This window comes from Streptomyces sp. NBC_00878, assembly GCF_026341515.1.
GTDB lineage: Bacteria > Actinomycetota > Actinomycetes > Streptomycetales > Streptomycetaceae > Streptomyces.
In genome coordinates this window covers 37,255-49,916 of record NZ_JAPEOK010000001.1, presented here as the reverse complement: position 1 = coordinate 49,916, position 12,662 = coordinate 37,255, and the positions used below count along the sequence as shown (strand labels likewise).

At 69.4% G+C, this 12,662-nt stretch carries 10 protein-coding genes and 1 pseudogene; 10 read left to right on the top strand and 1 reads right to left on the bottom strand.

The features are described from left to right. Positions 1-13: 13 nt before the first annotated feature. The 9 genes from OHA11_RS00260 to OHA11_RS00220 all read left to right on the top strand — a co-directional run bounded on the left by OHA11_RS00260 (position 14) and on the right by OHA11_RS00220 (position 11,178). Entirely contained in the window at positions 14-1,750 is a 1,737-nt protein-coding gene (locus OHA11_RS00260) for an amino acid adenylation domain-containing protein (RefSeq protein ID WP_266490745.1), read from the top strand. Positions 1,751-1,764: 14 nt separating this feature from the next. Continuing rightward, positions 1,765-2,961: a cytochrome P450 gene (locus OHA11_RS00255; RefSeq protein WP_266490743.1), complete on the top strand. Its 1,197-nt coding sequence runs from the start codon at positions 1,765-1,767 to the stop codon at positions 2,959-2,961. 126 nt (positions 2,962-3,087) lie between these two features. Further along, complete coding sequence (hppD, locus tag OHA11_RS00250) at positions 3,088-4,149, top strand: 4-hydroxyphenylpyruvate dioxygenase (protein WP_266490742.1); 1,062 nt, start codon at positions 3,088-3,090, stop codon at positions 4,147-4,149. Continuing rightward, on the top strand, positions 4,146-5,222 hold the full coding sequence (locus OHA11_RS00245; RefSeq protein ID WP_266490738.1) for an alpha-hydroxy acid oxidase: 1,077 nt from the start codon (positions 4,146-4,148) through the stop codon (positions 5,220-5,222). The genes hppD and OHA11_RS00245 overlap by 4 nt, the downstream gene beginning before the upstream one ends. A 137-nt stretch (positions 5,223-5,359) precedes the next feature. Then, the gene (gene dpgA / locus OHA11_RS00240) at positions 5,360-6,460 is read left to right on the top strand and encodes a 3,5-dihydroxyphenylacetyl-CoA synthase DpgA (RefSeq protein WP_266490734.1); all 1,101 of its coding nucleotides are present in this window, start codon (positions 5,360-5,362) and stop codon (positions 6,458-6,460) included. A gap of 26 nt (positions 6,461-6,486) precedes the next feature. After that, complete coding sequence (dpgB, locus tag OHA11_RS00235) at positions 6,487-7,128, top strand: enoyl-CoA-hydratase DpgB (protein ID WP_266490732.1); 642 nt, start codon at positions 6,487-6,489, stop codon at positions 7,126-7,128. Further along, the gene (gene dpgC, locus OHA11_RS00230; RefSeq protein ID WP_266490730.1) at positions 7,125-8,423 is read left to right on the top strand and encodes a (3,5-dihydroxyphenyl)acetyl-CoA 1,2-dioxygenase DpgC; all 1,299 of its coding nucleotides are present in this window, start codon (positions 7,125-7,127) and stop codon (positions 8,421-8,423) included. The genes dpgB and dpgC overlap by 4 nt, the downstream gene beginning before the upstream one ends. 108 nt (positions 8,424-8,531) lie before the next feature. Then, the gene (locus tag OHA11_RS00225; protein ID WP_266490728.1) at positions 8,532-9,869 is read left to right on the top strand and encodes a cation:proton antiporter; all 1,338 of its coding nucleotides are present in this window, start codon (positions 8,532-8,534) and stop codon (positions 9,867-9,869) included. A gap of 205 nt (positions 9,870-10,074) precedes the next feature. After that, entirely contained in the window at positions 10,075-11,178 is a 1,104-nt protein-coding gene (locus tag OHA11_RS00220) for a peptidoglycan bridge formation glycyltransferase FemA/FemB family protein (protein ID WP_266506830.1), read from the top strand. Positions 11,179-11,197: 19 nt separating this feature from the next. On the opposite strand, the pseudogene OHA11_RS00215 reads toward OHA11_RS00220, so the two are convergent. Next, positions 11,198-11,466, bottom strand: a pseudogene (locus tag OHA11_RS00215) (UDP-N-acetylmuramoyl-tripeptide--D-alanyl-D-alanine ligase); the annotation flags it as partial. 310 nt (positions 11,467-11,776) lie between these two features. Between OHA11_RS00215 and OHA11_RS00210 the strand changes: the two are divergent. Then, positions 11,777-12,661 (top strand): TauD/TfdA family dioxygenase, encoded by an 885-nt coding sequence (locus OHA11_RS00210; protein ID WP_266490726.1) that lies wholly within the window; start codon positions 11,777-11,779, stop codon positions 12,659-12,661. Position 12,662 lies beyond the last annotated feature (1 nt).

Sequence of the window (12,662 nt, the reverse complement as noted above, 5' to 3'; positions counted from 1 at the left end):
CGAAGGAGCAGGTATGACCGGCGCGATCGTGCCGCCGTCCACGGCGCCCGCACTGTTCGAGGCGACCGCCGCGGCGCAGCCGGACCGGCCGGCGGTGGTGATGGGTGACACCACACTGACCTACGCCGAGCTGAACGGGGAGGCCAACCTCGTCGCGCGTCGCCTCGTCGAGCACGGGGCCGGCCCGGAACGGCTGGTCGCAACGGTGATGCCGCGGTCGATCGAGTTCGTCATCGCGGTCCTGGCCGTGCACAAGGCCGGTGCCGCATACGTGCCCGTCAACCCGGACTATCCGGAGGAACGCAGGCGGCAGATGCTTGACGACGCGTCAGCGCACTGCGTGCTGTCCCTGCCGGGGCAGGATGTGGCCGGCGCCCCCGCCGCCCTGAGCGTGGAACGGGAGCCGTCCCGGTCCGTGCCGGACCTGGCCGACCACGACCGGCTCGGCGCCTTGCTTCCCGACCACCCCGCGTACGTCATCTACACCTCGGGCTCGACCGGACGGCCGAAAGGCGTGCTGGTCACGCATCGTGGAATCCCGAACCTGGCCGCCGACTACGTGCGCCGCCAGCGGCTGCTGCCGGACAGCAGGTTGCTGGCGTTCGCGTCACCCAGCTTCGACGCCTCCGTCGCCGAGTTCTGGCCGATCTGGCTGGCCGGCGGCTGCCTGGTGCTGGCTCCCGCGGCGGACCTGGTCCCGGGTGAACCGCTCGCCCGGCTGGTGCGCGACCAGAGCATCACCCACATCACCTTGCCGCCGTCGGCGCTGGCGCCGCTGGAGGAAGCCGGCGGTCTGCCCGCAGGGCTGACCCTCCTGGTCGCGGGCGAGGCGTGCCCGGCACCGGTCGCGAAACGCTGGGCCACCGACCGCGTGATGATCAACGCGTACGGCCCGACCGAGGCCACGGTCGCGGTGACCGCGAGCGAGCCACTGACCGGCGACGGAACGCCGCCGATCGGCAGGCCGATCACCGGCGTCCGCACGTACGTCCTGGACGACCGGCTACGAGCCGTCCCGGACGGGGACGTGGGCGAGCTGTACATGAGCGGCCCCGGTCTCGCCCGCGGCTACCTGAACCGGCCGGCGCAGACCGCGCAGCGGTTCCTGCCGGATCCGTTCGGCACTCCGGGCGACCGTATGTACCGCACCGGCGACCGGGTGCGGGCGCGCTCGGACGGTCAGCTCGTCTTCGTCGGCCGCGCCGACGACCAGCTGAAAATCCGTGGTCACCGGATCGAGCCGGGCGAGGTCGAGGCCGCCCTGTTCGAAGTGGACACAGTGGCCCAGGCGGTGGTGACTGAGCACGAGAACAGGCTGGTCGCCTACGTGGTCGGCACGGCGGGCACGCCGGTTCCGACCGAACACCTCCTGGCACAGCTGCGCGGACGGTTGCCCTCCTACCTGGTACCCGACGTGGTCGTCGCCCTGCCGCGTCTGCCGACATCGCCGAACGGCAAGGTCGACCGAGCCGCCCTGCCCGACCCCGAGGACGCCGGACGCGCGACATCGGGGCGAGCGCCGAGTACCCCCACGGAGATCCACCTGGCCACGTTGTTCGCCGAAGTGCTCGGCGTCAGCAGCGTCGGCGTCGAGGACAGCTTCTTCGAGGTCGGCGGCCACTCGCTGCTCGCGACTCGGCTGGTGGCCCGCATCCGCGAGAGCCTGCACGTCCGGCTGCGGGTGCAGGCCTTCTTCAACGCGCCGACCGTGGCACAGCTCGCCAAGGTGCTCGACGGCGCACCGACGTGACCTGGAGATCCTCCATGTGGACAAAGACCGCCGACAGGACCGATCTCGGCAACCCCGACCTGTACACGACGCTCGACCGGCACGCCCGCTGGCGGGCACTCGCGGCGCAGGACGCGATGGTGTGGAGCGATCCGGGCAGTTCACCCACCGGCTTCTGGTCCGTGTTCTCGCACCGCGCGTGTGCCGCGGTCCTCGCGCCCTCCGCACCGTTCACCTCCGAGTACGGGATGATGATCGGCTTCGACCGCGATCATCCGGACACCTCGGGCGGCCGGATGATGGTGGTCTCCGAACGGGAGCGGCACCGCAGGCTGCGCAGGCTGGTCGGACCGCTGCTCTCCAGAGTGGCCGCGCAGGAGCTGGCGGAGCGGGTGCGGACCGAGGTGCGCCGCGTGCTCGACCAGGCGCTCGACGGCGGCGTGTGCGACGTGGCCCCGGCGATCGGCTCACGCATTCCGGCCGCGGTCGTGTGCGACATCCTCGGCGTACCGGCCGGGGACCAGGACTTGCTCATCGAGCTGACCAACCACGCGTTCGGCGGTGCGGACGAATTGTTCGACGGGATGACGCCGCGTCAGGCCCACACCGAGATCCTCGTCTACTTCTACGAGTTGATCACCGAGCGCCGTGAGCGCCCCGGGGCGGACCTCGTCAGCACGCTGATGGCCGATGACAGCCTCACCATCGACGATGCCCTGCTCAACTGCGACAACGTACTGATCGGCGGCAACGAGACCACCCGGCACGCGATCACCGGCGCGGTGCACGCGCTCGCCACGGTGCCCGGCCTGCTGACCGGCCTGCGCGACGGGAGCGCGGACGTCGGCACTGTCGTGGAGGAGGTGCTGCGCTGGACCTCGCCGGCGATGCACGTGCTCCGGGTGACGACCAGCGAGGTCACGATCAACGGCCGTCACCTGCCGCCGGGCGCACCGGTGGTCGCGTGGCTGCCCGCCGCGAACAGGGACCCAGCCGAGTTCGACGACCCCGACGCGTTCCACCCCGGGCGAAAGCCCAATCGGCACATCACGTTCGGCCACGGGGTGCATCACTGCCTCGGTTCCGCACTCGCCCGAATTGAACTGTCGGTCGTATTGCGCACACTGGCCGAGCGGGTCTCGCGGGTGGAATTGGTGCAGGAGCCCACCTGGTTGCGCGCGATCGCCGTGCAGGGGTACCGGGAACTCCCGGTGCGGTTCACAGGGCGCTGACCCGGACCCGGTATCCAGGACGCCTGCGCCGAGGAGGTGTCAATTTGACACCGTTGATGCGAAATTGCCTCGCAGTCATGCTGTGAATAGGCATCTATCCGTTTCTTGGAGGAAGTCTTGAGCGCTATGCAGAATTTCGAGATCGAGTATGTGGAGATATATGTCGGGAATCTCGAGGAGGCCGCGTTCGGCTGGGTGGATCAATACGCTTTCGCCGTCGCCGGTACGAGCCGCTCGGCGGACCACCGGAGCGTCACGCTGTGCCAGGGGCCGATCAAGCTGGTTCTCACCGAGCCGACGTCGGATCGTCATCCGGCGACGGCCTACCTCCAGACGCACGGCGACGGTGTGGCCGACGTCGCGCTGCGTACGTCGGACGTGGCCGCCGCTTTCGAGGCTGCCGTGCGGGGCGGGGCCGTCGCTGTCCGGGAACCGGCGCGGCGCAGCGCAGCGGAGCCGCACGGACCGGCCGTCACGGCCGCCATCCTCGGTTTCGGGGATGTGGTGCACACCCTGGTCCAGAGGGACGAAACTCCCGCCCCGCCGCACGCGAACGGCCATCGCGGGGGAGACGTGGACCTGCTGGGGATCGATCACTTCGCGGTCTGTCTGAGCGGGGGCGACCTCGGCCCCACGGTGCGGTTCTACGAGCGGGCACTGGGGTTCCGGCAGATATTCGAGGAGCACATCGTGGTCGGCGCCCAGGCGATGAACTCCACCGTCGTGCAGAGCGCGTCGGGAGCGATCACCCTCACGTTGATCGAGCCCGACGGGAGCGCCGACCCGGGCCAGATCGACGACTTCCTCAAGGAGCACCACGGGGCTGGTGTCCAGCACATCGCATTCACCAGCGACGACGCGGTCCGCTCGGTCCAGGCGCTGTCCCGGCGCGGGGTGGAGTTCCTGAAGACGCCGACGACCTACTACGACATGCTCGGTGAACGGATCGCGCTGGAGACGCACAAACTGGATGATCTGCGGACGACGAACGTGCTCGCCGACGAGGATCACGGCGGCCAGATGTTCCAGATCTTCACCGCTTCCGTTCATCCTCGGCGGACGATCTTCTTCGAGATCATCGAGAGGCAGGGGGCGGAGACCTTCGGCAGCTCCAACATCAAGGCCCTGTACGAGGCCGTGGAGCTGGAACGGACCGGACAGAGCGATCCCGGCGCCGTTCGACGATGACGTACCTTCGCCTGGAGGAGCTCGAACGTGCCGCCCGGGATGTCCTCCCCCGCCACACCTGGGACTTTCTCGCCGGGGGCAGCGGCGCCGAGGCATCTCTGGTGGCCAACCGCACCTCGCTCGAGCGGATCTTCGTGGTGCCCCGGATGCTGCGTGACCTGACCGACAGCAGCACGGAGGCCGAGGTCCTCTGCCACAACGCCGCATTGCCGCTGGCGGTCGCGCCCATCGCGTACCAGCGGTTGTTCCATCCCGAGGGCGAGCTCGCGGCGGCCCGCGCGGCCCGGGACGCCGGCGTGCCGTACACCATCTGCACCATGAGCAGCGTGCCGCTGGAGGAGATCGCGGCTGTCGGCGGTCGGCCGTGGTTCCAGCTGTACTGGCTGCGTGACCAGAAACGATCTCTGGATCTGGTGCGCAGGGCGGAGGACTCCGGCTGTGAGGCGATCGTGTTCACCGTCGATGTGCCGTGGATGGGACGGCGGTTGCGCGACATGCGCAACGGCTTCGCACTGCCGGAGTGGGTGACGGCTGCCAACTTCGAGGCATCCGCGGCCGCGCACCGCCGAATTCCGGGCGTCTCGGCCGTGGCCGACCACACCGCGCGCGAGTTCGCCCCGGCCAACTGGGACTCCGTGGCGGCGGTGTGCGCACGCACGAACCTGCCGGTGGTACTCAAAGGGATTCTCGCTGTCGAGGACGCCCGCCGTGCCGTCGAGACCGGTGTCAGCGGCATCGTGGTGTCCAACCACGGAGGCCGTCAGCTGGACGGTGCCGTGCCCGGGATCGAGGTGCTGGGCGAGATCGCCGCAGCGGTCGCCGACGGCTGTCACGTGCTGCTGGACGGGGGAATCCGGAGCGGCACAGACATCCTCAAGGCGGTCGCCCTCGGTGCGTCGGCCGTGCTGATCGGACGGCCCCTGATGTGGGGGCTGGCCACGGCGGGCCAGGACGGCGCCCGACAGGTGCTCGAACTGCTCGCCGCGGAGCTCCGGGACGCACTGGGCCTGGCGGGCTGCGAGTCGGTGTACGCGGCCGGACGGCTGAGCACGAGGAGACCCCGGTACGGCTGATGCTCCGCGGAAGGGGCCCGGCGTCACAAGCACCCTCCACCTACGCACGACGAAACACGAAAGGTGAGATCAATGACCGCGTCACAGATAAAGCCGGTGTTGCGCAGCAAGCTCAGGACTTGGGGCTGGATGTACCGATGACTACCACTGTCGCGCCGGTTGCGGACCCTTCCGTCCTCACCGGACTCACCGAGATCACCAGGTTCGCAGGTGTCGGGACCGCCGTGTCCGACACGTCCTACTCGCAAGCCGAACTGCTCGACATCCTCGACATCGAGGACCCCAGGGTCCGATCGGTCTTCCTGAACAGCGCGATCGAACGGCGCTTTCTCACGCTGCCGCAGGAAGGCCCCGATGGAGTGCGCGTATCGGAACCCCAAGGCGATCTCCTGGACAAACACAAGAAGATCGCTGTCGACATGGGATGCCGGGCGCTCGAGGCCTGCCTGAAGTCGGCGGGAGCGACGCTCTCGGACCTGCGTCACCTGTGCTGCGTCACCTCGACCGGCTACCTGACTCCCGGCCTGAGCGCATTGATCATCCGTGAACTCGGTATAGACCCGCATTGCAGCCGTTCGGACATCGTGGGCATGGGATGCAATGCGGGTCTGAACGCGCTCAACGTGGTCGCGGGCTGGTCCGCAGCGCACCCGGGTGAGCTCGGCGTCGTCCTGTGCAGCGAGGCGTGTTCCGCCGCGTACGCCCTGGACGGCACGATGCGGACCGCGGTGGTCAACAGCCTGTTCGGCGACGGATCCGCCGCCCTCGCTGTCGTCTCCGGTGACGGGCGGGCACCCGGCACACGCATGCTGAAGTCCGCGAGCTACCTCATCACCGACGCGATCGACGCGATGCGCTACGAATGGGACCGGGACCAGGACCGGTTCAGCTTCTTCCTCGATCCGCAGATTCCCTACGTGGTCGGTGCGCACGCCGAGATCGTCGTCGACAGGCTGCTGTCCGGTACGGGGCTGCGCCGCAGCGACATCAGCCATTGGCTGGTGCACTCCGGCGGCAAGAAGGTGATCGACGCCGTCGTGGTCAACCTCGGCCTGAGCCGGTACGACGTCCGGCACACCACCGGTGTGCTCCGCGATTACGGAAATCTCTCCAGCGGCTCCTTCCTCTTCTCCTACGAGCGACTCGCCGAGGAGGACATCGCCCGGCCCGGCGACTACGGAGTGCTGATGACCATGGGGCCCGGCTCCTCGATCGAAACGGCGCTGATCCAGTGGTGACGCCCGGGGAAACGGATGGCGAACTGATGCTGCGCCTGGACGGCACCCGGCCCCTGTCGGCCGCGTCGGTCGAGGAGATGGACGACCTCTGCGACCGCGCCGAGGACCATCGGGAATCCGGCCCGGTCACCCTCCACGTCACGGGTGTCCCGCCGGCCGACTGGTGGACGGAGCTGACCGTCGGCCTGCTCTCCAAATGGGAACGGGTGGTGCGCCGGTTCGAACGGCTCAGCCGCCTCACGGTCGTGGTGGCGTCGGGCGACTGCGCCGGAACGGCCCTGGACGTCCTCCTCGCCGCCGACGTCCGGATCGTCGCTCCTGACACCCGGTTGCTGCTCTCCCGGGCAGGGGATGCCACCTGGCCGGGGATGACCGTGCACCGGCTCACCCAGCAGGCCGGTGCGGCGGGCATCCGGCGGGCCGTGCTGCTCGGGGCCCCGATCGAGACGGACCGCGCGCTCGCGCTCCACCTGATCGACGAGGTGACCGAGGACCCGGCGACGACGCTGGCCCACCTGGCCGAGGCGGCCGGTGCCGTGGACGGCACGGAGGTGGCGATGCGCAGGCAGCTGATTTTCGAAGCCGGCTCGACGGCCTTCGAGGACGCGCTCGGCAGACACCTCGCCGCCTGCGACCGCACCCTGCGCCGCACGGGACCGTCCGCATGACGATCGCGAGCAAACTCCCGAGCGGTCTCACCGCCGCCGCGGAGGCGCTGCACAAGGCGGCCGAGCAGGTCGACGACCTGCTCGCCGCCCTGCCCGAGCCGACGCGACGGACCCCCGGCCGGCGGGCCGAGGCCGCCGCCGCCCAGGACGAGGTGCGCCGATTGCGCTCGCGGTTCCTGGCCGAGCACGTCGAGGAGGTGTACGCCGGGATCACCGGCGGCCGCAGTCTGCGCATCGAAGCCCTGGTCACGCAGGCCGCCGAAGTCTTCCCCGGCCTGGTCCCGACGGCGGCACAGCTCGCGGACGAGCGGTCGCGGACCCAGGCGGACAAAGAAGGCCGGGAGATCGACCAGGGCATCTTCCTGCGGGCGGTGCTCGGCTCGCCCGTCACGGGCCCACACGTGGTCGACGCGATGCTCCGGCCGACCGCGCGGGCGTTCGCACTGCTCCCGGAGTTCCGGCGGACCGGCCTCCTGCAGACCGAGGCCGTCCGGCTGGAGCGGCGCGACGGTGTCGCCCACCTGACGATGTGCCGCTGCGACCGCCTCAACGCCGAGGACGAGCAACAGGTCGAGGACATGGAGACCGCGGTCGACCTGGCCCTGCTGGACGACGACGTCAAGGTCGGGTTCGTGCGCGGCGGCGAGATGACCCACCCGCGCTACCGGGGCAGGCGCGTGTTCAGTGCCGGAATCAACCTCAAGTACCTGTCATCGGGCGACATTCCGCTCGTCGGGTTCCTGCTCCGCCGGGAGCTCGGCTACATCAACAAGATCGTTCGCGGGCTCCGCCTGGACGACGGTGACTGGCGGCCGCCGTACGCGGCCAAGCCGTGGGCGGCCGCCGTCGACGCGTTCGCGATCGGCGGCGGCACCCAGCTGCTGCTCGTCTTCGACCATGTGCTGGCCGCGTCCGACGCCTTCCTCAGCCTGCCCGCCGCCAAGGAGGGCATCATCCCGGGCGTCGCGAACTTCCGCCTCACCCGGTCGGTCGGCCCGCGCGCCGCCCGGCAGGTGATCCTCGGCGGCCGACGGCTGTGGGCGAGCGAACCGGACGCCCGTCTCATCGTCGACGAGGTCGCCGAACCAGCCGACCTGGACGCCGCGATCGAACGGGCCCTGGAACGGCTGGGCGGGGAAGCGGTACTCGCCAACCGTCGGATGCTGAACCTGTCCGACGAGCCGCCCGAGGAGTTCCGCCGCTACATGGCGGAGTTCGCGCTCCAGCAGGCGCTGCGGTTGTACGGCGCCGACGTCATCGACAAGGTGGGCCGGTTCGCCGCGAGGCGAACATGAACCACATCCGGTACGCCGAGACGGACCATGCCACCCACGTCACCCGCGACCGCCTCTGTCCGGTCCCTCACTGACGACAGCCTTCGGCACCCGACTCAAGGAGGCCCCATGCCCATGCAGGACCACGTGTCCTTGGCCGCGAGCGACACCAACCTCGAATTGGCGCTCGACGTGCTTCCCGCACTGGCGGTCATCCTGCTGACAGCGGCCGTGGCCGGCCGGCTCGCGGCCATGCTCGGACAGCCGCGGGTACTCGGCGAGATCGTGGGCGGCATCATGCTGGGCCCGACACTGTTCGGCTGGCTGGCGCCCGATCTTCAGGCGGATGTCTTCCCGGCGGACGCACGGCCGGTGCTGTACGTCCTGAGCACCATCGGGCTGACGCTCTACATGTTCCTCGTCGGTGCCGGTCTCGACCCCGGCCGCCACGAGTCCGATCGCAAGCACCACCCGGCGGTCCTCGCCGCCTCAGGGTTCCTGCCCTCCCTCGTCCTCGGCGGTCTCGTCGGCCTGCTGATGTGGGACGACCTCTCGCGCGAGGATGTCGGCCGGTGGGAGTTCGCCCTCTTCGTGGGCGGAGCACTGTCCCTCACCGCGCTCCCCATGCTGGCCCGAATGCTGTACGAGCGGGGTCTGCAGAACTCCCGCCTGGGGCGGCTGTCCCTGGTCGCCGCCTCCATCGACGACGCGGCGGCCTGGTGCTTCCTGGCCGTGCTGACGGCCGTGCACGCCGGTTCCGGGGCCGCCGACGCTCTCCCCATGATCGGCTACAGCCTCTTGTTCACCGCCGTGATGCTGTTCGGAGTGAACCGGCTGTTGCGGCCGCTGGCGCGGCACGTCGGCCGGCAGGGCACGTTGAGCCCCGGCGTGATGTACGTCGTCGTCATCGTCCCGCTCGTCTGCGGATACCTCACCGACCTGATCGGCATCTACTCCGTCTTCGGCGGATTCATCGCCGGCCTGGCCATGCCCCGTGACCCGCGGTTTCGCCAGGCGCTGCACAGCCGGATGATGGACACCGTCTCCACGCTGCTGCTGCCCGTCTTCTTCTGCCTGTCCGGTCTCACCACCGACCTGCGGGGCATTTCGGCCGACAGCCTGCTGTTCGGCGTCGCCGTGTTGCTGGCGGGATTCGCGGGCAAGTACTTCGGCAGCACCCTGGCCATGAGGACGCTCCGCTTCAGCTGGCGCGAGGCCTTCGCCGTGGGAGGACTGATGAACGCCCGCGGCATGATGATCCTCATCTTCATCAACATCGGCTTGGCGCAGGGACTTATCACCAAGCCGGTGTTCTCCGTTCTCGTCGTGGTCGCCGTTGTCACGAGCGCCGCGGCCCTGCCGCTGTACCGCCGGGCGCTCCCGAAGCGGCTGGAGACGCAACTCGGCAGCGGAGCGCCCATCCCGGCGCCGGCACCCCGTTCCTTGGCGCCAACCGACATGCGCTGATCTGCAAGTACCCGCCGGAGTTCCGGACCAACACGGTTGAGTGGGGCGATAGTTCGGAGGAGGCGGTCGCTGCCGTGACATATCGTCGGCGTATCGAGAATCGCTTGCGCCCGGGCAACACCCCGCTACATTGACTGGCGCCATGTCCTACAACCCTTCCAGCGAACCAATGTGAACTGCAGCCGGGAATCTTGTCGTCAGGCCGATCAGCGCCGTCGAGCATCTGGTGTTCGTGCGGGCCCAGCGGTCGGTCAGCTTTCTGCAGACCCCGGCGTGGGCCCGCGTCAAGACCGATTGGCGCAGTGAGTCCCTCGGCTGGTTCGACGGCCGGCGCCTGGTCGATGCCGGGCTCGTCCTGCACCGACCGGTGCCGCGGCTCGACCGTTTCACGCTGGCGTATCTGCCCGAGGGCCCGGTCATCGACTGGAGCGGTGACATCGGTGCGTGGCTCGATCCGCTGGCGGCGTATCTCAAGGATCACGGGGCGTTCGCGATCCGGCTCGGCCCGCCGGTGGTCACGGACACCTGGAGCGCCGCCCAGGTCAAGGAGGGTATCGCCGGCCCGGACATCCGGCGGCTGACCGACCTGCCGGGACAGTGGTGTGACCCGGTCGGCGCCCGCGTGAGCAGCAGGCTGAAGGACGCGGGCTGGCTGCCGCAGAACCCGTTGGACGGGTTCGGGGTCGGGCATCCGCAGTTCAAGTACGAGGTCCCGCTGGCAGGCAGGACCGAGGACGAGTTGCTCAGGGGCATGAACCAGCAGTGGCGCCGCAACATCAAGAAGGCGGCCAAGGAGGGCGTCGAGGTCATGGTCGGCGACGGGGGTCCGCAAGACCTGAAGGCGTTTCACGACCTCTACGTGCACACCGCCAAGCGTGACCACTTCACACCCCGGCCGCTGCGCTACTTCGAGACCATGTTCGCGGCGCTGAGCGCCGAGGACCCCGAGCGGATCACGCTCTACCTGGCCCACCATCAGGGCGACTTGGTCGCCGCCACCATCCTGGTCCGCGTAGGCGCCCACGCGGTGTACGCCTACGGTGCCTCCGCCACCGCGAAGCGCGAGTTGCGCGGCTCCAACGCCTGCCAGTGGGCGATGATCCGCGACGCGCCCGCCGCCGGCTGCGATGTCTACGACCTGCGCGGTATCACGCCGACGCTGGACGGGGAGGACCCGCACGTCGGCCTCGTCCAGTTCAAAGTCGGCACCGGCGGCCAGGCGGTGCCGTACGTCGGTGAGTGGGACCTGCCGCTGCGGCCGGTGGTCTACCGGGTCTTCGACCTCTATATGAAACGGCGCGGACGCTGAACCGCACAGCCCACTACGCGAGCGCGGCGCGGATCGAGTCGGGGTTGGCGTTGTAGGAGTCGTTGAGCAGCGTCGCCCCGCGGGCGAGGTCGCGCAGCCCCATCCGCCACTTCGACAGCGAGACCGTGCCAACGCCGCCGCGGCGGCCGACGCGTTGAGTGCCTGGTGGGTATCGACGAGCGGCAGCCCGTCCCGACCCGAGGCGTCGGCGTGCCCGGCCCGCCCGAAGGTGAGCACCGAACCGTCGGTGAGCGCGCGCATCGCGACCACCCGGGGACCCTCAACGTCGGAGTGGCCCACCTCGGCGTAGAAGATGCCTTCGACGACATCCAGCCGCAGCAACTCATCGAGCGGACAAATGGCTTTCGCCGAACAGCAGCGTGCACGGAACTTGCTCATTCTGGAGCAAGGGCGCTACGGACTCTCCGGCAACGCGTCTTTGTGGACGCCCTGGTATCCGGAATACGCTGCCACCCTTCACGGCACCAAACAGCGCAAACCACGGAACGTGACTAATGCGCCCGCAGGACGCACGGCGTGCGCCCAATGTGAGTGGCTCCACGGTCGTGTACTCCATAGCCTGCGAAGGTGAACCCGCGTGGATTTTGATCGGCAACGACACAGGTGGTCGGAAGGCTTCCTCGCCGCCGTCCGGCAGGGAGAGTTCGACGGCAGTGCGGCCCAGTCCGAGCGTGAAAGAGTGCGGATGCTCGTGCGGGACCACGTTGACGCGGGCGCCGGGTTTCTGGTCATGACGGGCCTCGAGGTGACCGAACAGGACATCTGCGAGCAGGTGCTGCTGTGGGCCTCCGAGGCGTTGGGCACCGTGATGGACCAGGATAAAGCGGGCACGCGGATCAGATCCGTGCGCAACCGCGGCACTGTGGTCGGCGAGGGCAGATCGGCTCGCTACGCGGACTCGCGGCACGGAGGTCACCTCCACACCGACGGCGCGGAGCGGCCCTTCCCGCTGCCGGACTACTTCACCCTCCTGTGCGTGCGGCCGGCGAAGGCCGGCGGCATGTTGAGGCTCGTTCCGGTGGACCGCCTCCGGGCTCTCCTTGCCGACAGGCCCGACGCGCTTGCGGTGCTGGAACAGGACTTCCACTTCGACCGACGGGGTGACCAGGCGTCGGGGGAGTCGGCCACGGTGCGCAAACCCGTGCTGTTCAGGACTGCTGACGACAGGCACGCCGTGACCTATCTGCGGCAGTACATCGAGATCGGGCACGGTCAGCCCGGCGCCGACCCGCTGACGCCCACACAACGCGGTGCGCTGGACGCGTTCGACGCGGTGCTCGAGGACCCGGCCAGCGCGGTCGAGGGCCGCATGGCCGCCGGCGAGCTCGCGGTCTTCAACAACCTGCGGATTCTGCACGGCAGGACCACGTTCGACGACCACCCCGACCCCGGCCGAGCGCGGTTGCTCTACCGGACGTGGATTCGGCGAACGCCAGCAGTCCACCACACCGCCGGGCGGTGAT